The 22,335-nt window shown below is 46.4% G+C and carries 21 protein-coding genes; 2 read left to right on the plus strand and 19 right to left on the minus strand.

Annotated features, from left to right (window positions below; translation table 11 throughout):
* Positions 1-4: 4 nt before the first annotated feature.
* Genes KJS52_RS15325 through KJS52_RS15335 form a run of 3 tightly spaced genes read right to left on the minus strand, consistent with a single transcriptional unit; the run spans position 5 to position 2,306 of the window.
* A complete protein-coding gene (locus KJS52_RS15325) occupies positions 5-778 on the minus strand; it encodes an ABC transporter permease (protein ID WP_213516754.1) in 774 nt (257 codons plus the stop codon).
* A gap of 14 nt (positions 779-792) precedes the next feature.
* On the minus strand, positions 793-1,569 hold the full coding sequence (locus KJS52_RS15330) for an ABC transporter permease (protein ID WP_306433583.1): 777 nt from the start codon (positions 1,567-1,569) through the stop codon (positions 793-795).
* Entirely contained in the window at positions 1,566-2,306 is a 741-nt protein-coding gene (locus tag KJS52_RS15335) for an ABC transporter ATP-binding protein (RefSeq protein ID WP_213516758.1), read from the minus strand. Before KJS52_RS15335 ends, KJS52_RS15330 begins: the two co-directional genes overlap by 4 nt.
* Positions 2,307-2,700: 394 nt before the next feature.
* On the opposite strand from KJS52_RS15335, the gene serS reads away from it, so the two are divergent.
* Positions 2,701-3,984, plus strand: a complete 1,284-nt coding sequence (gene serS / locus KJS52_RS15340) for a serine--tRNA ligase (protein ID WP_213516760.1) — start codon at positions 2,701-2,703, stop codon at positions 3,982-3,984.
* Positions 3,985-4,089: 105 nt separating this feature from the next.
* Here serS and xynC read toward each other — a convergent pair whose 3' ends face one another.
* Entirely contained in the window at positions 4,090-5,760 is a 1,671-nt protein-coding gene (gene xynC, locus KJS52_RS15345) for a glucuronoarabinoxylan endo-1,4-beta-xylanase XynC (protein ID WP_213516762.1), read from the minus strand.
* Between the two features lie 300 nt (positions 5,761-6,060).
* Positions 6,061-6,789: a Fic family protein gene (locus KJS52_RS15350; RefSeq protein ID WP_213516764.1), complete on the minus strand. Its 729-nt coding sequence runs from the start codon at positions 6,787-6,789 to the stop codon at positions 6,061-6,063.
* Positions 6,790-6,884: 95 nt separating this feature from the next.
* On the opposite strand from KJS52_RS15350, the gene KJS52_RS15355 reads away from it, so the two are divergent.
* A complete protein-coding gene (locus KJS52_RS15355; RefSeq protein WP_213516766.1) occupies positions 6,885-7,595 on the plus strand; it encodes a DNA alkylation repair protein in 711 nt (236 codons plus the stop codon).
* 155 nt (positions 7,596-7,750) lie between these two features.
* On the opposite strand, the gene KJS52_RS15360 is transcribed toward KJS52_RS15355, so the two are convergent.
* The 14 genes from KJS52_RS15360 to KJS52_RS15425 all read right to left on the minus strand — a co-directional run bounded on the left by KJS52_RS15360 (position 7,751) and on the right by KJS52_RS15425 (position 22,265).
* Positions 7,751-8,209 carry a L,D-transpeptidase family protein gene (locus KJS52_RS15360; RefSeq protein ID WP_246563610.1) on the minus strand — a complete coding sequence of 153 codons (459 nt, stop codon included), beginning with the start codon at positions 8,207-8,209 and terminating at the stop codon, positions 7,751-7,753.
* 235 nt (positions 8,210-8,444) lie between these two features.
* Positions 8,445-8,636, minus strand: coding sequence for a hypothetical protein (locus KJS52_RS15365; protein ID WP_213516775.1), 192 nt, complete (start codon positions 8,634-8,636; stop codon positions 8,445-8,447).
* Between the two features lie 58 nt (positions 8,637-8,694).
* Positions 8,695-9,957: a HipA domain-containing protein gene (locus KJS52_RS15370; RefSeq protein ID WP_213516784.1), complete on the minus strand. Its 1,263-nt coding sequence runs from the start codon at positions 9,955-9,957 to the stop codon at positions 8,695-8,697.
* Between the two features lie 451 nt (positions 9,958-10,408).
* Positions 10,409-11,074 carry an ABC transporter permease gene (locus KJS52_RS15375; protein ID WP_213516786.1) on the minus strand — a complete coding sequence of 222 codons (666 nt, stop codon included), beginning with the start codon at positions 11,072-11,074 and terminating at the stop codon, positions 10,409-10,411.
* 19 nt (positions 11,075-11,093) lie between these two features.
* On the minus strand, positions 11,094-12,092 hold the full coding sequence (locus tag KJS52_RS15380; RefSeq protein ID WP_213516788.1) for a LytTR family transcriptional regulator DNA-binding domain-containing protein: 999 nt from the start codon (positions 12,090-12,092) through the stop codon (positions 11,094-11,096).
* A gap of 30 nt (positions 12,093-12,122) precedes the next feature.
* On the minus strand, positions 12,123-12,308 hold the full coding sequence (locus tag KJS52_RS15385; protein ID WP_213516790.1) for a hypothetical protein: 186 nt from the start codon (positions 12,306-12,308) through the stop codon (positions 12,123-12,125).
* A gap of 12 nt (positions 12,309-12,320) precedes the next feature.
* The gene (locus tag KJS52_RS15390; RefSeq protein ID WP_213516792.1) at positions 12,321-12,824 is read right to left on the minus strand and encodes a small multi-drug export protein; all 504 of its coding nucleotides are present in this window, start codon (positions 12,822-12,824) and stop codon (positions 12,321-12,323) included.
* A gap of 344 nt (positions 12,825-13,168) precedes the next feature.
* Positions 13,169-14,110, minus strand: a complete 942-nt coding sequence (locus tag KJS52_RS15395) for a fumarylacetoacetate hydrolase family protein (protein ID WP_213516794.1) — start codon at positions 14,108-14,110, stop codon at positions 13,169-13,171.
* A gap of 61 nt (positions 14,111-14,171) precedes the next feature.
* Positions 14,172-15,497: an aspartate aminotransferase family protein gene (locus KJS52_RS15400; RefSeq protein ID WP_213516796.1), complete on the minus strand. Its 1,326-nt coding sequence runs from the start codon at positions 15,495-15,497 to the stop codon at positions 14,172-14,174.
* A 44-nt stretch (positions 15,498-15,541) separates the two neighbouring features.
* Positions 15,542-17,041, minus strand: coding sequence for a M81 family metallopeptidase (locus KJS52_RS15405; protein ID WP_213516797.1), 1,500 nt, complete (start codon positions 17,039-17,041; stop codon positions 15,542-15,544).
* On the minus strand, positions 17,038-18,714 hold the full coding sequence (locus KJS52_RS15410; protein ID WP_213516799.1) for a DUF4091 domain-containing protein: 1,677 nt from the start codon (positions 18,712-18,714) through the stop codon (positions 17,038-17,040). Before KJS52_RS15410 ends, KJS52_RS15405 begins: the two co-directional genes overlap by 4 nt.
* A 122-nt stretch (positions 18,715-18,836) precedes the next feature.
* Positions 18,837-20,375 carry an extracellular solute-binding protein gene (locus tag KJS52_RS15415; RefSeq protein ID WP_246563612.1) on the minus strand — a complete coding sequence of 513 codons (1,539 nt, stop codon included), beginning with the start codon at positions 20,373-20,375 and terminating at the stop codon, positions 18,837-18,839.
* Between the two features lie 88 nt (positions 20,376-20,463).
* Positions 20,464-21,321 (minus strand): carbohydrate ABC transporter permease, encoded by an 858-nt coding sequence (locus KJS52_RS15420; protein WP_213516802.1) that lies wholly within the window; start codon positions 21,319-21,321, stop codon positions 20,464-20,466.
* Complete coding sequence (locus KJS52_RS15425; RefSeq protein WP_213516804.1) at positions 21,315-22,265, minus strand: ABC transporter permease; 951 nt, start codon at positions 22,263-22,265, stop codon at positions 21,315-21,317. Before KJS52_RS15425 ends, KJS52_RS15420 begins: the two co-directional genes overlap by 7 nt.
* Positions 22,266-22,335: the final 70 nt, after the last annotated feature.

Here is a 22,335-nt window from a genome sequence, read left to right on the forward strand (position 1 = left end):
CCATTTACGTCAAAATATCTTTCTTCCTTATCATCATAACACTACCTGTATATGAAACACTAAGATAGGTGAGAATGACGGTCAAGCCGCCCAGCAAATTGTGCGCTGCCGGGTCGTGCAAAGGAAGAAATGGAAAGGCTCTTAGCTGATACCCGATAAACAAATGCTCGAGCTGCGAAATGCCCTCGAGCAACGGAGAAAGTACAATAAGCACAAGAGCCGTTCCGATGGAAGCGCCTGGATTCGACGTTACCAGGGCCACAAATATTACGATCATGCCAAACGCCAGATTAGGCGGTACAGATAGAAGAATCATATGCATCAAAAGCTGTACCCCTTCGCTAAATGAGTATATGACTTCGCCAACAGCAGTTCGATCTCCCCACCCAAAAGCTATCGTCCCGACAACGTAGGAAGAAAAAACTAAAAATATAAGCAGAACCATCATAACCGTAAACATCGACACGATTTTGGCGTGAAGCAGATCCAATCTGCTTATCGGGCAAAGAAGTGCTTTCTTGAGCGTACCGCTTCGATATTCCTCTGCAATGGAATCGGCGGCCAGAATTGCAACAAAAATAGCGATAAACAATGGGCCGTTATGAAGGATGAGCAGTGGAAATGATTGACCGTTGGGTCCAGTATCAGTAAAGCCGGATGCATCCCACTCATATTGAAAAACTGCCGATATTTCCACCGCAATTTGAATAAGCATAAACAGGTACAGCTTCTTCTGTCTAAACACTTTAAATAGTTCGAAATGGATTAGCTTACTCAAGCGAGGTCCCACCTTTAAAGAATAAAGTCTCTTTTCTTGATCATGATTGCGCTAATGAAATAAGAAACGATGAGGTAACCGGCAAGCACCACGACGTTTTGTAATATAGCTGCTATGTTTGCCTGATGAATAGATTCATGAAAAAAGTACATTTGATTTACAATGGAATACGGCTTGAGTGTATCAACAATATTCAAATATTGCGCAGCTGTCAAAAGGCCGATTGACAACCCAATCGCCGCACTTATATTCGTAGCAGACAGGGCAACGATGATTACAATCATTCCGCAAGCCATATATGGCAGCAGCATGGAAAATGCCAGGCGAAGCGTTAGCCATACGCCTTCTGTCTGTGAATATAATGTATCAGCATAGATGGTCTGTTCTCCCCAACCAAAGGCCAGCGTTCCGATCACATATTCCGCTGCTATAGAAAAAGCAAGCAGTACTACCAAGAATGCGAATAAGGAGACAATCTTGGCGCAAAGCCATTCGATTCGCCGGACTGGGCACAGCAATGACAATTTTAACGTACCGCTGTTCACTTCACTTGTGATCATGTCAGCAACATAGATTGGAATAAAAACGATCATAAATTGAGCCATACTATTAAGAAGTGTTAACGGAAGAGACTGACCATTCGGCACCACGATCACCGACTTCCACTCCCCGCCCGCGTTATAGAAATAGGCCGTTAACCATGCATGCACGGCCAGAATCGCCATAAAAATATAAAGCTTTTTTAATCTGACCATTTTGTAGAGCTCGTTTTGGATCAGCCTGAGCATCATAGCCGGCCATCTCCTTCCGTAATGTCGAAAAAGAATTGCTCCAGCGTCCTAGTTTCCTTCCCTGAAGCAAGCAATTGCTTTACCTCCCCTTCTGCAATCAGCTTCCCTTTCCGGATCACAGCTGCCTTGTTGCATATTTGTTCAACATCATGAAGCAGATGACTCGAAATTAGAAAAGAAATGCCCTGCTCAGCAGCAAGCTGCACGATCAGCTCCTTGATCTCCTTCATGCCTTGCGGATCGAGTCCGTTCGTAGGCTCGTCCAGTATAATTAGCTTCGGCTGATTCAGCAGTGCGCCAGCAATGCCAAGCCGCTGCTTCATGCCAAGTGAAAAGGACGCGACTTTATCTTTCGCACGTTCGGATAGTCCGGCGATCTCCAGCACTTCATCTACTCGCTTCCGTGTTACGCTCGGATACAGATTCGCCATTAACTTAAGATTGTCATAGGCAGAAAGATAACCGTAAAAAGCCGGATTCTCGACGATCGCGCCGACAAGCGAAATTGCGGATTTGAACTGTGATTTTAGATGAAACCCGCCTATCCGTACTTCGCCGGCATCGGGATGAATGAGACCGGTAATCATGCGGATTGTCGTCGTTTTACCCGAACCGTTCGTGCCAAGAAACCCGTATATATCTCCTTCCGCTATACGAATATTCAGACGATCCACTGCCACCCTCGAGCCAAAGGTTTTCGTAAGCCCTTGTACTTCCAACAGTACCTGGTTTCCCATAAGCTTTCTCCTCCATTATTTTTATAGATAGCCTTACTCCTTTCATCGTAACCATTGAAAATAAACAGCTGCCGTTATAAAAATTAACATTTCATATTGAAATGATTAAAATTCGATAAAGCGTATAAAGAAGGCTCTTGAATACAACGAGCAGTCTGAGTATAATACTATGTAAATAACGACATCAGGCCGATGAAGAGAATCCAACTCGGAGGCGTTTTCGTCAAGGGGAAGTCATTCCCCCTAAGTTAACCGGGTCCGCCCGTTACCGCGGAACTAAGGGGATTGGGCAGTTTTGCTGCTCAATCAATTTGGGTGGCACCGCGAGAATAGCGCTCTTCGTCCCAATTGGACGAGAGCGCTTTTTATATTCTCATAAAAGGAGTGCACTGCCATGTTGGACATTAAATGGATCAGGCAAAATCAAGCAACGGTACAATCGATTGCAGACCAAAAGGGGATCTCTGTCTCAATCTCTCAATTAATCGAATACGATGACAAACGGCGGGCCTTGCTCTTTCAGTTGGAGCGGCTGCGGCAAGATCGTAATCGGCTAAGTCAGGAAATCCGGGAACTGATGCGGAGCAATAAGCGTGAGGAAGCTGAACGCAGCAAGCAATTTGTTAAAAAAATCAATCAACGCTTAAGCACAATTGAAGATGAGCATAAAGAAGTCGAAAGTCAGTATCACCAGCTTATGCTCCATGTGCCTAATATAGTATCACCGGATACGCCGATAGGCGTCTCCGATCACGACAATGTGGAGATTAGACGAGTAGGTGAACCAACGACGTTTGCTTTTGAAGCTAAAGATCATGTGACGCTTGGCAAGCTCCATCAGATGATCGATATTCCTCGCGGCGTCAAGACAGCTGGCAGCCGGAATTATTATCTTACCGGCATGGGGGCGCTCCTACACCGGGCTGTACAGCAGTTGGCCGTTGATCTGTTAATTCAAAAAGGATTTACACTGCTTGAGGTGCCGCTCATGGTCCGTACAGAGGCTTTGCTCAATACTGCACACTTCCCGCTTAGCCAAAGCCAGACATTCAAAATAGCGGAAGAGGATAAGTGGCTGGTGGGGACCTCAGAGGTGCCGCTAGTGTCATATTACGAACATGAAATCGTCGACCTTACCGAACCGATTCGACTTGCCGCTGTCTCTACCTGCTTCCGCAATGAAATCGGATCGGCAGGAAAAGACGTTCATGGCTTGTACCGATTGCACCAGTTTTCTAAGGTCGAGCAAGTGATTCTGTGCGAAGCAAGTTTAGATACAGCGGAGCAGCTATTGCAAGAGATTACAGCCAATGCAGAGAAAATCCTGTCGTTGCTGGAGCTTCCTTATCGCGTCATGGCTGTATGCACTGGCGACATGTCTCAGAAAACCTACAAACAATGGGACATCGAGACCTGGATGCCAAGCCGCCAGGCGTATGGTGAGACTCACTCCGCCTCCAACCTGCTGGATTTTCAAGCCCGCCGTTCGAACATTCGATACCGAAATGCAGACGGAAAGACGCAATTTTGTTACACCCTGAACAATACTGCCATCGCCTCGCCCCGTATATTGATCCCACTGCTGGAAAATCATCAGCAGGAAGACGGCTCTATTCGGATTCCGCAAGCGTTGCAGCGATACATGCAAGGGCTGAAATATTTGAAGCCCGGCTATTAGCACCTGGTGATCTCGCTAAAGTAATGGAACTCCCATTAACTTGATTTACTCTCATATTGATCAAAATTAGGCCCATGCGCAATGACATGGGCCTTCAAAAAGAACCTACTGAGCCGTAACCTGAATATTGTCAATATTCGGGCCTTCTGTACCGGTTGTTACGACTCGCAGCGTGTTATTCCCGGCATTCATTGATACCTGGATCGTTTTTTCACCCCAGGTTGACCAACTGCCGGTTGCTGTAAACGGGGTATTGCTAATCGCTTTCGTTCCATTCACATAGACGTCCAGATTTCTTGTTCCTGATTCCAGTGCATAGCGAATTTTCACATTCTTTGTTCCTGTAACAGCAGCGTAGATATTATTCCACTGAATGGCTGCATCGGACAAAGCGTTAAAGTTGACATAACCGCTGCCGCTATAGCCCGAATAAATGGTTTCTACGACTGCGTTAGTCAATGTCGTATTCGTCTCCGCTTCATACGTAGTGCCGGCGCCGCTGCCGCTTAGTTCAGCTACAAAAGTCGTTACGCTGTTGGCAGGAAGATGCGCAAAGAAGGAGCCGCTCGATGCATTTAGTGGTGTTCCTGCTTCCAAATTGCGGATGCTGTCCGTGATCCATCTGGATACGTTCGATGCAGCTCCATTTTGCAGGACAAAGTTCTGGTTGACGGCTGAATTGCCTCTGTTGACTGCCACGATCACAAGCTTGTTGTCGCCTTTATATGCGGATATAAACACGTTCGTATCGGGATTTTTCGTAGCGTCGACTCTTACATAACCGGGACGAACAAATTTCGAGTAATGAGCCATCGAATATCCGCGCTTGCTAATGGTTCCATCCTCTTTCATCGGGCCGTATTGCCTGCGGATATACCACCAGATATAAGCCTGGAATTCAGCCTCCACCATATTATGATGGATGTGATACGCAACGTCCAATGCCTCAGGCCACAGATCAGCCGAGTTGTTGTTGCTGTTCGGGTAGTATACTTCGGTCATCCAGAGTTCTTTTCCCGCCCCTTTTTGTTTGAACAGCGGATAAGGGAAATTGCTAAACTGGGTACCGTACGTATGAGCGCCAAGAATATCCATATTGGCGAGAGCTTGCGGATCGTTCAAGATCGGGTCGGACATATTTTTCAGATATTGAAATGACTCTGGCGCGATGACCTTGCAATTAATCGATCCAGCATTTTCCTTCATAAAGCGCAGCATTTCTTGCGGGGTCCACCATGTCCAGTCATGGGCGTAATCCGGCTCATTTTGGACTGAAATAGCATATAGGTCGACACCGTTATTTTTCATAAATGTGACGAAATCGTTAAGATGTTGCGCATAAGCAGCGTACTTGTCGTATCTGAGCCGTTTTGCATTTGGATCGCCATTGCGGTTGAAGGTCTCGACCATGTCACTTGGGGGATTCCATGGCGAAGCAATGACTAACGCCCCAAGTTCAGCTGCTCTTTTAGCCGTGGCTACTTCTCTGTGCCAATTATTTCGATTATCATCTACATAGATTCTTACAATCGTAAATCCGAGTTGGTTCGGCCCATTGCCAAACGCTGTTTCTCTTTGCGAGGCTGTCAGATCACCGATCCATGCCGGATGGTTCATGCCGCCAAAACCACGAATCACTTGCTTCTCTGAGGATAAATTAATGACGGCATCACTCGCCGCAGACACTATGGCAGGTGCCGGTGCGGCTAGCATGAGCGGCAACGCAGTCAGACATGCCAGCAGTACGAGCATTGACTTTTTTACGCGTGAAATCATTTCCTTCATCTCCTCTTAAAATTAAATCTTGATACGCTTTCACCGGGCAGCACAATTCGGTATAACGGTTGACCGCACAACCTGATCTGATCACCCCCTTTCGCGACTCATGCGAAATATCGAATCGAATGTATGCGCTTTCTTGTGTTATTTGATAATTATAGAAAAAGAAAAACGGTATCACAATTACCATTTCTTAACTTTGTTACCTTTTGTTTTCTTTCGTGCGTTGTTAAGGAATAAAAACACAAAAAAAGCTCATCAGAAATTACCGATGAACTGTTTTTTATTAAAGCATATTTAATCTAAGACACTTAAATATAGATCCAAAGATTTTTCGGTAGCCGAAGCGACAAGCTCTATGAACTTGTTGTAGTTTTTTTTAGCAATTGCCTCATCCAACGACTCATAGTATGCCAGTCGATGCTTTACTTCTATAATAATAGGTGGATATCCAGACTTCATTAGCTCCAGGTTCAACAGCAATCTCGATGTTCGTCCGTTACAATCTATAAAGGGATGTATGCCAACAAAAATAGCATGCAGCATAGTCCCTCGTACAATTGGATGAAGAGCTGTAGCTTCCTTCTCATACCAATTCATTAATGCTTCCATTTCACTATCCAGCTGATAATGGGGCGGGGGAGTATGGGAAGCGCCTGCTATCAGCACTTGTTGATCTCGATATACACCGGCATAATCATCGTTAATTCCCTTTAAAATGAGTCGATGTATATTTTTGATCTGCCATTGCGACATAGGCTCTTCTTTGCGAACAATATCCTCTACATAAGAAATAGCTTGTTGATGGTTAATCACTTCCAAGTGTTCGCGCAGCGTTTTACCGCCAACGGTTATACCTTCCAATACAACCTTTGTCTCACTTAAAGTCAAGGTGTTGCCTTCGATCGCATTGGTGTTGTACGTCCATTCTAGTAAAATCTTTTCCCGCAAGCTTTTTAATGTATATTCAGGCAACGGCCTCTTGTTATCTAGCAATAACTTTTTGGCATCTATTTTACTAAACAACGCTCACACCCCCATAACTACAATCTACCAACATTATATACCATCTATACTATATAATTAAACAATCCAAGGTAATCGAAAGGAGTTTAACGTACATGGACACTTATACTGCTGAACGCTTTATACATGAGTTGCAGCAATATCAGAATGAAGCGGAAATCGAAAAAATGAAGAAGTTTTTTAAAGGCTCAGATAAAAATACGAAGTGCTTGGGTCTAAACATGCGCACCGTGTTCGAAATTGCCAAACAATTTATGAATATGCCCTTATCGGAAATCGAACTGCTTCTGGAAAGCGATTATTATGAAGTGAGAATGGGTGCCGTGAGCATTATGGATTTTCAAGCCAAAGCCAAGAAACTCCCGGAAGAAAACAGGCAGGCATTGTACGAGCTGTATATTCGGAGACATGATCGAATCAACAACTGGGACTTTGTTGATCGTGCCGCTCCTTCTGTAGTCGGGACCTATTTGCTAGATAAACCCAAGGATAAACTGTACGAAATGGCACACTCCTCCAATATTTGGGAACGAAGAACTGCTATGGTAAGTACGTATAGCTTTATTAAACAGGGAAACACCGAGGACACCTTTGCCATCGCCGAAATACTCGTAAACGATCGGGAGGAATTAATTAACAAAGCAGTTGGCAGCTTCATTCGAGAAGCCGGCAAAAAAGACGAAGCAACGCTGAGGTCTTTCCTGGATAAGCATGCTCGCACCATGCCCAGAACCACTTTAAGATACGCAATCGAGAAGTTTGATAAAAGCACAAAAGACTACTACCTAAATCTAATGAAGAGTTAGCGTTTATGATGACGGCCCAAGGTCTGATGCCTGGCGTTACAGCGTCAGAGAAAATTACAATAAGATTGTCGCCATCAAATAAAAATATTTGCGACATAGTTCCGATCAGAAATAAAGAGAGAATTCAGAATTGTCCTGAATTCCCTCTCCTTATGCTAAATCTTGTTCCACGGAGCATTGACTTCATATATTTTAAGTAAATTGTTGATCGTAATCATTCCCGTACCGCCACCAGCATGCTCAATCGCTTCAATCAGCGCCTTTTGGTTCGAGTTTTCCAAACGAATGCAGCCAAATGTCGGGCGAAGCGGATACCAGGGCAAAGATTTATCCGTAGTCAGTTCTCCACCATGAATCAAAATCCCATTGCGCCCGGCCTCCTCTGCAATTTTGGCATCACCTGAAAGAGCAGGATGCAGCCAAACCCTATTGTATGGACCATATGAGAATATTGAGGGGCCTGGTGCGATCACCGATGTTGCGTACTCGCCCGTTGGTACATCGGCATCCTTCTTTATCCATTGCGTATGGTCAAATCCATTTGTCGGCAAATTAGAACCTCGGCCAAGAGCTTCAACAGGGCCGAATACTAAATTCCCCGCATTATTATACATTTCCAGTGTCCCCTTAAAATTACGATCTGCTGGAAAACTCGCTACCAAATGATACTGATAAGCCATTTAATTACTTCCTCCTTAATAAAAGGGCTCCGCATGTAAGTTATACGTATGTTTAAATTTCCTAAAACATACCTGGTGTTGGATGAAAATTAATCTTCAGAATAAAAAACCGCTCAAAGCCTTGAAATCCAAGGCTCTGAACGGTTTCCTCGTTAAAATCGAGCTATGCTTACAACCCTAATAATTGCTTTTTCTTTGTGTCAAATTGTTCTTGAGTAATAACACCAGAGCCAGAGTCGCCTTTCTTGCTAGGTTGAATAAGTTCCAATTGTACTACTCCTTGATCCGTTGCGGTATACTGCACAACTAGCTTGGAGTCTTCTTCTGTATAGAACGAATCCTCATCAAGATATCCCTCCATAGAACTTGAATTGAACAATTTCTTAATTAGAGTTGATGTTCAATTACTACCGATAACGTTATTGCTCAGGCTCCCAATCATCCTCTCTTGGCGTGCCGCTGTAGGCAATATTCTCCTGAACATCTGCACTTCGATTATCCGTCCAATACCGAGGCGTTCGGGAATGCACAATCTCGGCCAACATCTCGATCCGTTTTTGTAAAGCACTGCAAAGTGCGTCTCGTCTTGCTTCATCAATAAACATGGAGCCCTCCAGGATATCCCGATATTCTTCCTCAATGCCACGCAACAGAGACAGATCAAGCCATTCAAAAGACGTGACCAGTTTGATTTGCTCATTGTGATCATTTTTGAACGGTTTGCATGTGATTTTACTCGTTGCCGAAATGAGTGCTTTCGGCTTCGCAAACCATAAGGAAGACCCGCTGTCATAAATCGGGGCGGCTCCAATCCATTCTAACGTTTCCGCATGGCGAATGACGCCGAAATTATTTTGATGCCTATCCTCATTGGCGATAAGGTAGTCTACGACAATCATACGATCAAGTGCATCTACGATTCCAGTTATGCCGAGCGCCTCACAGCAGTTAACATAATGCTGATAAACAGACACATTATTAGATTTTTGCTGTGTCTGCATCACATACCACGCTGTTACAAGTTCAGTCTGTGGGGTAATGAAATTTTCACATACGCTGTAAGGATAATTGTCCTGGATTAGTAACGTATAAGCAACATGAGGAATGCCAAGCCGCTCCATCAATCGGCTTGCCAGCACTTCATTATATGGCTCCTGCTGGGTTGCTCCGCTGCCGCCTTTGATAAGACAACGTTTCCCATCCACGATCGTCCACTTCTTTTTTAGCCAGCCATCCGATGTGTTGTCCGGCGACATTAAGCTTATGTTACCTTCCTTTTCCCCTCTGCCAAGTAACACATTTCCAACATCTTCGGAAAAAACATTTTCAAAAAAATTAAGCTGTGACCAATCGGCATCCGAACCCGAAGGACAAATCCAATATTGATCGGATAAACTTAGACCCAAACTTTTATCCAACAGCTTTTGCGGGGTAGCTATGTTTAAATCGATCAACGCCTCTTTAATGCCGTCCCGACTGGCAGGAATTGCGCGCCCTCGCCACCATTCATTAAGCGCAGCACGGTCAATGCGACCTTTTTTAATAGGTACACCTACTGGAACGTGGCGCTCATCATACACACGACCGATAGCAGAAATGGCACCCGTCGCTTCATCAAGTTCAATTTCCACAACTGGGGCGTTTTTATGTTTCAGCACAAATCTTTTATTCCAGGCGTCCATCGTATCTTCAACTCCTTCTTACCCGTTTACATATTGTTTAGCCCAGCTGTCTATAGCTATCATTTAAATGTGAAGCAAAAGCTGCAATTAATAAATAAGCAGCTACTCCTATAACAACATTTCCGAGAGCAATCAATAATGTTTTTTTCATTGATCTGATACTTCTCCTTATGTAGAGATAACCTCTCAAAAACTAACATTTTTCCAATTATAGCACTTTATAATCTTATTATTGCTCTCCATACGCTCAGCCAGCCAACCCAAAGCGCTTGGGGTCCTCTTCCGTGCTTGAAGAGCGACAGAGACGTAAATAATCGCTTGATCAATTGACTGGCCAGATCGTATAGCAGTATCTATATAAAATTCAACAACACTGATTAGTATCCTTCTCCTCTGAAAACTACTCCCCGGTACACTGCCCTAATAGCTTAGGTTATAGTATGATATCCACTCAGACTCTAGTAATTCTCCACACCATGCGGACAGCAACGGCGCACCACAAGAAGGGTACTAACAAGTACACCCCCCAGAGCTCTCCTGCCTGAAGTTTCAGCATGCCATAATGAATGTGATAATTAGGGATGATAACAAACCAAAGTCCTGACGTTGGTTCCAGGTTCATAACTAAACTTTCAACCAAAAAATAAAAAAGGATGATTGGCCAGGCGTACAAACTGACATCCACTGTATTTTTAGATGCTTGACCAAGCAAAGTGCCGATCCCCAAAAACATTCCGATCACTGGCGAAACCAGTATTAACGTCTTAAAGATTTGTATCCAGCTATAGCCGTTCAGCAAGAAAAAAGCCAGCAAATGCAATACGGTTAACAGAGCGGTGATAGAAGCTTTTATTAATATCATTTCAAGCGGCTTCACACCAGCTTGTCGCAATACGCGGTTAGTATTCTGTTCGTGTTCCTCCACCATTAAGTTGCCTTGCATCAGCAAGGTCAGCATACACATAGTGAACGCAACGAAGAATGAATCATGTATTTCATGCGGAGCAAGCAAAAAACCTGCGTTCACGATAAGAACAGAAGCCACAATTAGCATAATTTGCCCGTTCCAGCGCAAGTCACAAAGCTCTTTGTAATAAAGAGCATAACGTCTGCTCATCTTGACGGTCCTCCAATGGCTATAGATGAATTAATTGTTTGAGCGCAGCATAGTTCCCTTTTGATAGAGGAATCGTGCTTTTCGCTTTGTTATCAAGGCTTAGACTGTAGCTGTTTTTGCTCCATACGATGATCTCGCGCACCCGCTGCAGGTTAACAAGATAAGAGCGATGGCAGCGAAAAAAACCAAACGGAACAAGCCTGATTTCCAGCTCCTTCAGGGCCGTTGAGGAAACGAATGTCTCATTGTTTACAAACAATAAGGTTTGTCCATCACGAGATTCCAAATAATCGATTTCCAGAGGATTAAACAGAATTATTTTATCCTCGACTTTAGCGAGAATCTTCTCAAACTTCACTTGACGCAAATCCGATTCCGGGATTTCGCTTTCCTCGTTGCCATTCCCCGTTTTTTCTTCCACTAGCACAAGTCCTCTGGCAGAAAAACGGTATACACGGGTCCCCAGGAGAATCGCTTCTTCCAGCGAAGAAGTAACAATCAGCACACAACCTCCATCCGCACTTATACGCTCCAAAATGGCGCTAAAAATGTACTTGCTTTGCAAATCAAGCCCATAGGTCGGATCTTCAAACAAATAAGCGGATGCTGGCTGAATAAGAGCCCGTGCGAAATGCAGCCGCCTTTGCTCGGAATACGTCAGACGCTTGTTAGCCCGTAAAGGCAAGGCGTTCAGTTCGCACAGTGCCAGAAGTTCTTCCACATTCGCGTCAGCACCGTATAAAGTCGACCAGAATTTGAGCGTTTGCCGCGCGTTTAACCGCTTGTACAGCCCATCCTCGCGTTGGCAGAGATACAAGCTGGAAGAGGAATCACCCGAAAATTCAATTTTATCTGAGACATACAACCCGGGATCATTCATAAGTGCAAATAGCGTTTGCATGTATTCCGCTTCCATCTGCACGGCCACGATTTCTCCCGCTTCCACGGACAAACTGAGCTCGGGCAGCAAAACCTGATTCTGCTCAATTTTGCCCAACTTATGGAGTGCAAACCTCATCACATCACCCCTTCATACATCGTACATAGGTTACTTGTCTCTTAACCATAACCCGAGCAGAACAATCAACGCAATTGAAACGAAACTTATTGGAACAAAAAAGCCGGGAGTAGACAACTTAGGTAAAAAAGGAATTGCCTGAGCCAAATAATCATATACCACAAGTGCAGGAATGATGGATAAAGCCACTAACAGGAAATTACGCAGTTTTCGCATGATATTCTCCTCCTAAGAAAAAGGGTTGAGATTCGGGATATATTCAAGCAAATTAATTCCGAACCCAAACGCGATTCCCAAAGCGATGGACCATCCGGCTATGGCGATCGTTTGCCAAAGCATAATGTAAGATTTGCTTGTACCAGCGCCAAGTGCGATGGCTGCCGCTACATGGAAGCAAATAATCGGTCCCAGCAGCGATACACCCGGCACTCCATACTTTTGAAAAAGCTTCTGCGCTCTTTGCCAACGGTTGCTGCGCATCTTCCCGTCCCGCGGTTTCTTATTCCGCCTCAATCGGGAGACTGCCAACACAAATACTATGACCGAAATCCAATTTCCTAAAGCGCCAATGATCACGACCGGTACAATAGGGAATCCGAATACAATTCCGATCGGAATCGTGACATAGGATTCGAAGAAAGGAATCGCGGAAACTACGAATACACTCAATAGTTTTATCCATAAATTCGCCTCCATAATCTGAATTAATAGCTCTTGCAACCATTCTGCCATACTTCTCTCACTCCATTCATTTATTGTGTTGCTTTCACTAACACATTAAGCCATGAAGGAGCAAATTGCCTTATATTACGGGCAAAAGGAGGGAAAAGAGACATGAATGGAGGAAAATCTGAGGGGAATGAACCTACTTAAAACAGATCAGCCATTGGCTTTATTACTGATTTTGACTGCGAGGCAGTTGCACAGTAACCGATGTGTCAGCGCGGAGGGGCAAGCGAAGCTGTCAAATCTAATCGCCATGAAAAGAAAAAACTCCTGTTCCTGTCGGAACAATGGAGTTTATCTGTCATTTAAAGTAGCAAGGGATGCGAATTTTTAAGCAGTGACTGGGCACTTCAAAGTTCCTCTACAAAGCTGTTTTGTAATTCTCCCAGCTTTTCGATCCTGACTTTGACTTCATCGCCCGGCTTTAAATATACTTGCTGATCTTCAGGATAGCCCAATACTACCCCCTCTGGAGTTCCCGTCAAGATGACATCTCCCGGCAGCAGTGTGAAATGATGAGATAAATAGCTAATAATCTCATCACAATAAAATATCATGTCGGCTGTGTTTGAATGCTGCCTTACCTCGTCATTGACGAACGTCTGAATGGATAACGCATTAGGATCTCCCACAGCATCCGCCGTCACGATCCATGGGCCAAGAGGCGCAAAGCCATCACAAACTTTGCCAAGCATCCACTGTGATGTACGCATCTGCAAGTCGCGCGCCGACAAGTCATTGGCGATCGTGTACCCAAAAACATAATCAAGCGCATATTCTCGCTGCACAAAACGAGCTTGTCGCCCTATAACAATTGCCAGTTCCGCCTCATAGTCCAGCTTGGAGGTCGCTCCAGGAATCACGATGGGCGAACGATGACCGGTTAACGCATTGTTGAACTTGTTGAATAAAATCGGGGCTTGCGGAATTGGAGAGCCCGTCTCCTCCGCATGTCTTCGATAGTTGAGTCCAACGCATATAATTTTCTGCGGGGAAGTAACCGCAGGCTCCCAGGTTAAGCCTGACTCACTCTTCAAGTAATCACTTGCTCGCTCTCCCTTCTCGACTGCAGATAACTCAAGCTTAAATCTCGCTGACTCCAACAGGTCCGCAATATAGGCCTCCAGTGCTCTTAAGGTTTGCTTGCCGCCCTGGATTACAGCCATCATATCCGTAGCAATCTGACACTTGGACGGATATTCCTGCAAAGCTGCAGCAACATCGATGATGCCATGCGATGTTCGAACACCCAGACGTGTTTCTTCTCCTTGTCTGAAAGACAACAGTTCCATACTTATTATTCCTCCTCGTTCATTTCCCCGTATCCTGCAGTCCCGTATGCGCCTTACATACTCATCCTATCGCTTCGGCCAGCAATCTTCCCATGGCACGATCTGCAGCCAAAAGAGTCTTCCTTGCCTCTTGCTCACTGTGAATAGCCGACACGTACCACAGTCCGTTCGGGCGAAGAAGCACGCCCTCCTCCAGCATGAGAGCGGCAAATTTTGCGTACAGTACGCCGTCTCGCTTGCTGAATGCTTCGAAGCTCTCTACCTTGCGTTCTTCTATAAACATCATATGGAACACAGGACCCTCCCGGTTAACAATGCCCGGCAGTCCGTGCTTTTTCATTAATTCTCTTATCCCGGTTGTCAATTGATTCGTTATTCGGTTCATCCGAATGTACGCTGCGCCATCGTCAGCAGCCAGCTCCCGGATCGTGGCCAGCGCGGCAGCGGTCGCAGCTGTGCTGCCATTCAGTGTGCCCAAGTGACTTACCGCACCTGTCTCTATCAGCTTCATAATTTCCGCACTTCCCGCGACTGCGCTTATAGCTATCCCGCCGCCGAGCGCTTTGCCCACCGTTACCAAATCCGGGTCAATTCCGAAATGTCCGTGTGCGCCGCCAAGACCGAGTCGAAATCCTGTAATAACTTCATCCAGAATCATCACAATTCCAAGCTCCCGTGTTAATGAACGCATCTGTTCCAGATAGCCCGCCTTGGGACGAATGCATCCAGAATTGCACATAATCGGCTCCGAGATGACAGCAGCAATCTCATTATGCTGCTCTTTCAGCGTCTGTTCGAGGGCAGCAGGATCGTTCCACGGCAATAGAATAATATCATCGAGACTGCTGGCGGATTGCCCGCCCGTCCCCGGAACGACAGGCCCTTGGGCTGCCGTCAGCGACGATGACAACTTCATGTCCGCGCTTGGGAACGATGTGAAGATGGCGTCGGACCAGCCATGGTAATGACCATGAAACCGAACGACCTTACGCTTGTTCGTATGCGCCCGCGCCAACCTTAATGCAAGCATGACCGCTTCCGTACCGGAGCCGCTCAAGGCTACGCGCTCAGCACAAGGCAATAGCTCGCATAGCGTACGTGCCAATTCAATCTCTCCTGCATGCTGCAGGCCGTACGCCACACCGCCCCGAGCAGCAGCTTCCAAAGCACCGATCAGTGAAGGATGGGCATGGCCGAGTATTAACGGACCGTAGCCGAGCAAATAATCAATGTACTCATTGCCGTCTACATCGCGAATGTACGGGCCGCTCCCGGATTCGGCAAACAACGGTGTCGGCTGCATTGCCGCCCTTAATGTACTAGCCACTCCTCCCGCCAGAAACTGCTTTGATTGCTCTAAATCAGCTATTGATTTCTTATAAGTCATTAACCATTTACCTCCTGATTCTCAAGCATTGTCATGCTCAGTATTTATACCCCCGACACTTCGTCCAATGGATACACGGGACGCCTTACGAAGCGATAATTAAAATGATGCAAATTAGCGCTGCAGCACCCTGGCGTATCCAACTGATAAACCGCGCGAGCCATCTTGCCGAAAGCAGCCTGCCAAGCAATCGCTGATTTGACGACAATTACCTTGTAGGTCAACGGATCCAGCCCCAAGGAGAGAAGATGACCGATGTCCCAGGGAGCGGTTCGACGCTCCGTTAACACCAGAGTCAGCAGTCCGCATTCCAGCACCGCCGTCTTGCCCATTTCGGCGTAATGTCCAGTATTGTACGGCCCGACATGCTGATAGCTACCATCTGACAAAAGCTTAACCGTCCCCGTCACTGTTACAGGCGCTCCATGCATCGCATCGCTCTTGCCGCCGACATTAGCCTTCAAGCGAGCTCCAACTCCAGCTTCAGCCGCAAGCCTTACTGTTTCCGGATCGCACAATACCTGCAGCGCACGCTGGGGAGGGTCAACGAGCAATTTTAGGAGATGAGTGGCATCCGCAGGCGCTCCGCCCCCAACATTATCCGCTCCTTCCGCAAGAATGACTGGCCCTGCAGGCAAGCGCCAGGCTTCAGCTAACGCTTCCTCCGGTAACCACAGTTCGACAGCAAAACGTTCCTTCTCCTTCAGCATCCAATTCGTAAGCAAAGCCAAGCAGTGATCAGCAACCGCTGAATCTCCGTTAGCCGTCACCACAAATGCCATGCCAGCATCCGGAACATCACTATATGGAAACCCTCCCGCGACCGTAATGTTGATCAGAGCGTATTCGTCCTCCAGCCGAAATGCTAGCTCCATCAATTCGCGCATTGCCCCTACTTCCGTTGTCATCGCTTGCGGTGCAAGCAGCATACCCGTGTGCGCATAGGAATGAACAGGCCGTATCTGTCCATCAATGTACGCTGTCAGCTTGTTATAAGCCTCTACCGCTCGCTCATACATATCCACATGCGGGTAGGTGTCATAGCCGACAATGATATCCGCATGTATCACCATCTGCTCGCTAATATTGGCATGCAAATCCAGCAGCAATGCGATAGGAAAGTCTTGGCCTACCTTGCTTCGAATCAAGCGCAAACATTCGCCTTCCACATCTGGACAATGCTCTGCCACCATTGCTCCATGCATGATCAGTATCAGCCCGTCTGCCGAAGCATCTATGGAATCGACCAGCCGATTCAACAGCTTGCGCGCCGTCTGTTCTTCCACCATGCCGCTTGGGGTAGCAGCGGTATAGAATCCAACTGTAATGCTATCGCCTTGATCTGCAGCAGCCTGAAGTATTCCTCCCATTGAGGTTCCGCTGCCTGTATAACGGGCTGCAAATTGCTTCTCTCCCTCCACCCACTCACCGTGAAAATGTTCCAGTTCCGTTATCCCGGGAGCAAAGGTATTGGTTTCATGAAAAATACCGCCTACCGCTATTCTGTGCGAAGCTCTGGCAGCTTCCTTCCTCCATGTTCTCAACCTGTCGCATCCTCCTTCTCCACTGACATAGCAATGGCAATGGCCCGGTTAATCCGTTCACGGAGCTGCAGCAGCCAATCCGCGCTGTGCGGATATGAGGTAAATGTTATCGGTTCTTCAAGTCCTTCCTCAATCAATTCCAGCACAGCAGTCCTGCCGACCAGACTTTCCAGCAGCTTTAACGCCCGCAAATCTTGCAATGCTTCATATAATACTTCCATTCGGATCGATTCTATCGGACCGTCCTCCCCTGGATAGACAAGGTAGGCATCGCCCGAACAAAAGGCAAGCCCCGCATCGGTTATTTTGAACGGATCAATCGCTTTGCGAGAAAACTGCGTATACCAGAAGTTATAGCCCCAATGCAAAAAACCTTCGATATTGTATTTATACAACTGAATGCCAATAATTCGATTGCGGGCCGACGGGAAACTGAAGAAGCGATTAGATACCTCAAGTTCTTGCGCGACACAATAATAAGTCCAGAGCGGCTTTACACCGCCGGATATAAACGGCTCCATATGATCGTTCGCGGGAATTGGAATGCCGACAATACCCTGCTCATAGAATGCATAATCCGACAGTGCATCAATAATAGGAAAATCACTTAAAAATTGCTCGAGGAATGCCCGATTATCCCGGTATTGCTCCAAATGCTCGCTATGCGGTTCATCGGAAATATGAAAATAGCAACGCCGCTCCAGTTTACGCGCTCGAATAAACTGTACAAGCTCGGGCAAAAACTGCGAGAGGAAAGAGCGATACTCTGGACTCGACGCATCAGTATCCCAGCCAAAAATCCGACGCTGTTCACCGTTCTCAACAGCCATCACTTTCGGCGCATGCTTGGCCCCCCATTGAGTAAAAAGATGAGCGTATTCGAAATAGTTGACTCCCAGCCGCTCGCACAGAATAGTCCAACGCTCAAGCTTGTCAAAGCCAAACTGATAATGATCGCCGTCCTTAATAACATCAACAAGCTGAACAGTCGGACGCTCTCCCCCCACCTCCGTATCCAGCGGCGGTGTAAACAGAGGCGTCAAAATCATATTAATACCGTGTCTTGCCGCAGTGTCTATATAACGCTCAATCAGTTGCCAGTGCGCTTCACTGAACATCTCTACTTCGTAATGGGTGGCCAAACAATCAGCATGGAACCATTCGGTATGTATAAGCTCCTGTTCCGGCAAATACGCATCGATAAGCTCCAGCTCAAAGCTGGCGCAGCCAATCTCATTCCCTTCGGCCCCCTCCAGAATAATCCGGATTGGGTAACTTCCCGAAACGACCCCGTCGGCAGGCGCGACGGACACCCACAATGCCCGCCATTGCCCCGGAGGCACATCTATCCGGCCTTTCTCAAGCGACAGCAGCGGATCGGGAAACAGCCCCGGTGTCGTTCGCAGCGTCCAACCGTCACAGCTCTCCTGACGCAAGGTCGGCAATTCGGACGGAACAAGCCCGACATTTCGAACAGTCACAACATTTGCAAGCAGTGATTCCACCTTGACCCGTACAGATTTAAGCGGCGCATTCGATCGATAAGCAACCTGAAACGCAAACGTCTCGTTCAGAAGCGATGTCGCCCGCACATACGCCTGTTCCCGATGCTCCTCATCAGCAAATATTTTAGCCAGCGAGTTGACACATATCAGTTCCAGCAAATGCTTCACTTCCTTATTTATAATTGCAAACGCAGCCCCGCTTGAGATGGGACAAACAAGTCTTGTCCCGCCGCGCTCAAGCGGGGCTGCGCACCTAAACGCATCAAGTGAGTTGGCCTGTTAGCAGACTACTAGTTTCCGTATCCGAGAGCGTTAAGCTGCTCAATGGCCGAATCTACATACAGCTTGTAGTTCATCGTATTTTCCATCGTTTCAAGGAAGGCATCATATTCTTCCAGCGGGCGAAGTCCGTATACAAATTTCGTAAACTCCTCCTCCAGATAACGATCGGCATCAGCCGGATTATAGCCTTCAGGATAACTAAGGAAGCCGTTCAGCACCTCGATCCGCGGCAATGTACTCGCAAAATCAATATATTCCGCCTGATCTGCAAACTTCACTTTCAAGTATTCAACCTCCGGACGGCCCGTGAACTGATACAGCCAGCTATATCCCGCTTCTTGCGCCATCAGTTCAGTAGCGACAACCTGGTCGCCTTCAATATTGAAATGCTTGCCTTCAATCCCAAATTGCACAAGCCTTGATCCTTCACCTTCCGAGACATAATTCAACAATTCGAATACTTTATTGAGTGTGTCCTTGTCCTTCTCCAACGACTTCGGAATGGCAAACATCGTACCGGCATTTCCGATATCGAACGAGTTTGCATAATTTCCGCCAGGTCCTTCCGGCGAATGGATCTGAATCCATTCAGCATTCGGATTCACCGTTTTAATTTGCTCGACAAATTCGTTTTTGCTCATGTTCGCCCAATCAATAAAAATGATGCCTGCTTGTCCTTTAATCGCTTTTTCCTGGTGTACCAGCCCCGTGTTGGCCATAATTTCCGGATCGACTACGCCAGCCTCGTTCAGTTTGCGGAAATAAGCAAGCGCATCGCGAATTTCCGGATCATACAACGAGTTGACAACTTTACCGTCCTTCACATAGAACTCGCCAGGATTCACTGTGCCGAACGAACCGTAAAATGGCGCAAAAGTGCTCAGCGATGTACCTGTAAGTCCAATTGTGTCGTTCTCATTATTGCCATCCGGATCGCGCTCGACGAATGCTTTGGCCACCTCAAAAAAATCGTCCACTGTCTTAGGAACTTCCAGCTTCAAATTATCCAACCAGTCTTTGCGAATCCATAAGCTCATGCTCGGAATGCCCGGAGCTTTCGGAATTGCATACAGCTTGCCGTCGATCATGCCTTTTTTTAGCGTATCTTCGCCCAAAAATTGCTTGACGACTTTAAGCTCATTATCCATGTACGGCGTAAGATCGAGCAAAATATCTTGTGCCTGATATTGCTGCAACTGCGCCTTGTTCAAACTGAACATATCAGGTAAATTCGTCGAAGACATCCGAATGTTCAATTGACTTTGATAATCGTCCGGACTTCCGTATGTTGTCATGTTGATATCGACATTTAATGCTTCATTCAGTGCTGCAAGAATAAAATCTTTGTCGGGAGACGGTAAGCCACTGGCGCTTTGCATAATGTCCAGCTTAACGACCTGCTCCGTCCCGTTGTTGCCCTGATCGTTTCCGTTACCGTCGGCGCCAGTCCCCGGGTCATTGCCATTGCCTTGTGAGCACGCTGTCAACACCGTAGTAAGCAGCAGCACCATCGCCAATAAAAGTCTTACTAAATAAGTCTTCTTCACAATCGAACACCCCTTAAATGATTTATTTATTGAATCGGGTTCAAGGGCAGCCTGCTGTAAAAAATCTGATGTTCCCCTTATGCCCGCATCAACCTTTAATTGAACCAAGCAGCATACCTTTTGTAAAATATTTTTGTAAAAACGGGTACACAACGATCACCGGCAATGACGCCATAACAACTGCCGCCATTTTCAAGGTTTGAGCGGGAGTTGTTGCCTCGAAATTTTCCAACTGCTGGGATTGCATCAAAATTTCTCTTACGACCACCTGCAGCGGAAACATGGAACGGTCGGTAATATACATAATCGCCTGGAAAAAATCATTCCAATGGCCAACCGCGTAGAATAACCCGATCGTAGCGATGACCGATGTCGACAACGGGACCGTCATTTGTGCCAAAATTCGAAACTCGCCCGCCCCGTCCATCTTGGCGGATTCGAAGATTTCCTCCGGCAGCTGCTCAAAGAAGCTTTTGACAATCAATACATTAAAGCTCCCGACAAGGCCTGGCAAAATGAGCGACCAATACGTATTCAGCAGCCCCAACGATTTAACAATCAAATAAGTGGGAACCATCCCGCCGGAAAACAGCATCGTGATCAAGATCATCATCAGAAACGAACTGCGTCCCGGCAGTTTTTTGCGGCTCAACGGATAGGCCAGCAAAATCGTTATTATCATATTGAGCAACGTGCCGACAATCGTAACCATCGCCGTCACACCGAAGGCTTGAACCATACCGGAATACTCCCATATCGTTCGATAGGCGCTAAAGGTAATTTCCCGCGGGATAATCGGAAACGAACCGCTCTTATGCACTACGCTTAGCGGCGTCAGCGACACAGAAACAACATATAGCAGCGGAAAAACAGCTACCAAACCTGCCAAGAACAGAATCGTATATACAATTCCGTTAATAACCCGATCCTCAACTCCTCTTACCATATCCCTTCACCCCACTTTTTTGCGATACGGTTCGAGGCCAATACTAATACGAAGCCAATCACCGATTTGAACAGTCCCACTGCGGAGGCAAGGCTGAAATTCATTTGCTGCAAGCCTGTGCGGAACACCCAAGTATCAATAATATCTGCTACAGAATAAACCTGAAGATTGTACAATACGTAGATTTGTCCGAATCCGGCATCCATAATGTGGCCCAAATTCAGAATAAACAGCATCACAATAACGCTGCGAATTCCCGGCAATGTAATATGCCAAATCATCCGCAAGCGGCTTGCGCCATCTACACGAGCCGCTTCATACAAGGTAGTATCAATACCGGACATCGCAGCTAAATAGATGATGGCCCCCCATCCAAGGTTTTGCCATATTTCGGATGTGACAAGCAAGGAGCGGAAGTAGGTCGGTGATGTCAAGAAAGGAATCGTGCTGCCCGTCATATCTTTAATCCAAGTGTTGACCAAACCCGACGTTTGCGACAACAAGGCAATCAAAATACCGTATATAATGACCCAGGATAGAAAATGCGGCATATAGGTGAGCGTTTGTACCAATGACTTAAACCAACGCACCCGGCACTCATTCAATAAAATCGCCATAAGTATCGGCGGAACAATTCCAAAAATCAATTTGTACACACTGATCAAAATCGTATTGCGCAGCAGCTGATAAAAATACGGTGATTCAAAAAAAGTCAGAAAGTGCTTATTCCACGGGTCCGCCCATGGACTAGCCATAATGCCCTCCATAATGCGAAAGTCCTTAAATGAAATAATGACACCATACATCGGCAAATATTTAAACAGAATATAATAAACAATTCCGGGTAACAGCATAATATACAGCACTCTATACTGCCATATTCTCCTGCCGATATCCCACTTCAACATCCCCTTTCGAGGTTTCTCGAGAACCGGTGTAGCCATTGCATTCCCCCATCTCAATTGTGTTAGCTTGCATTTTGTACAGCTTGTTTAACTTTATTGTAGCAACGGA

The organism is Paenibacillus montaniterrae (assembly GCF_018403185.1).
GTDB classification, from domain to species: Bacteria; Bacillota; Bacilli; order Paenibacillales; family Paenibacillaceae; genus Pristimantibacillus; species Pristimantibacillus montaniterrae.

What these genes read in the sequence shown, in the direction of transcription:
- KJS52_RS15330 (WP_306433583.1), bottom strand. Translation starts at nt 1,569, where the DNA reads ATGATGCTCAGGCTGATCCAAAACGAGCTCTACAAAATGGTCAGATTA.
- KJS52_RS15335 (WP_213516758.1), bottom strand. Translation starts at nt 2,306, where the DNA reads ATGGGAAACCAGGTACTGTTGGAAGTACAAGGGCTTACGAAAACCTTT.
- serS (WP_213516760.1), top strand. Translation starts at nt 2,701, where the DNA reads ATGTTGGACATTAAATGGATCAGGCAAAATCAAGCAACGGTACAATCG.
- xynC (WP_213516762.1), bottom strand. Translation starts at nt 5,760, where the DNA reads ATGATTTCACGCGTAAAAAAGTCAATGCTCGTACTGCTGGCATGTCTG.
- KJS52_RS15355 (WP_213516766.1), top strand. Translation starts at nt 6,885, where the DNA reads ATGGACACTTATACTGCTGAACGCTTTATACATGAGTTGCAGCAATAT.
- KJS52_RS15360 (WP_246563610.1), bottom strand. Translation starts at nt 8,209, where the DNA reads ATGTATAATAATGCGGGGAATTTAGTATTCGGCCCTGTTGAAGCTCTT.
- KJS52_RS15365 (WP_213516775.1), bottom strand. Translation starts at nt 8,636, where the DNA reads ATGGAGGGATATCTTGATGAGGATTCGTTCTATACAGAAGAAGACTCC.
- KJS52_RS15370 (WP_213516784.1), bottom strand. Translation starts at nt 9,957, where the DNA reads ATGGACGCCTGGAATAAAAGATTTGTGCTGAAACATAAAAACGCCCCA.
- KJS52_RS15375 (WP_213516786.1), bottom strand. Translation starts at nt 11,074, where the DNA reads ATGAGCAGACGTTATGCTCTTTATTACAAAGAGCTTTGTGACTTGCGC.
- KJS52_RS15380 (WP_213516788.1), bottom strand. Translation starts at nt 12,092, where the DNA reads ATGAGGTTTGCACTCCATAAGTTGGGCAAAATTGAGCAGAATCAGGTT.
- KJS52_RS15385 (WP_213516790.1), bottom strand. Translation starts at nt 12,308, where the DNA reads ATGCGAAAACTGCGTAATTTCCTGTTAGTGGCTTTATCCATCATTCCT.
- KJS52_RS15390 (WP_213516792.1), bottom strand. Translation starts at nt 12,824, where the DNA reads ATGGCAGAATGGTTGCAAGAGCTATTAATTCAGATTATGGAGGCGAAT.
- KJS52_RS15395 (WP_213516794.1), bottom strand. Translation starts at nt 14,110, where the DNA reads ATGGAACTGTTGTCTTTCAGACAAGGAGAAGAAACACGTCTGGGTGTT.
- KJS52_RS15400 (WP_213516796.1), bottom strand. Translation starts at nt 15,497, where the DNA reads ATGACTTATAAGAAATCAATAGCTGATTTAGAGCAATCAAAGCAGTTT.
- KJS52_RS15420 (WP_213516802.1), bottom strand. Translation starts at nt 21,321, where the DNA reads ATGGTAAGAGGAGTTGAGGATCGGGTTATTAACGGAATTGTATATACG.
- KJS52_RS15425 (WP_213516804.1), bottom strand. Translation starts at nt 22,265, where the DNA reads ATGGCTACACCGGTTCTCGAGAAACCTCGAAAGGGGATGTTGAAGTGG.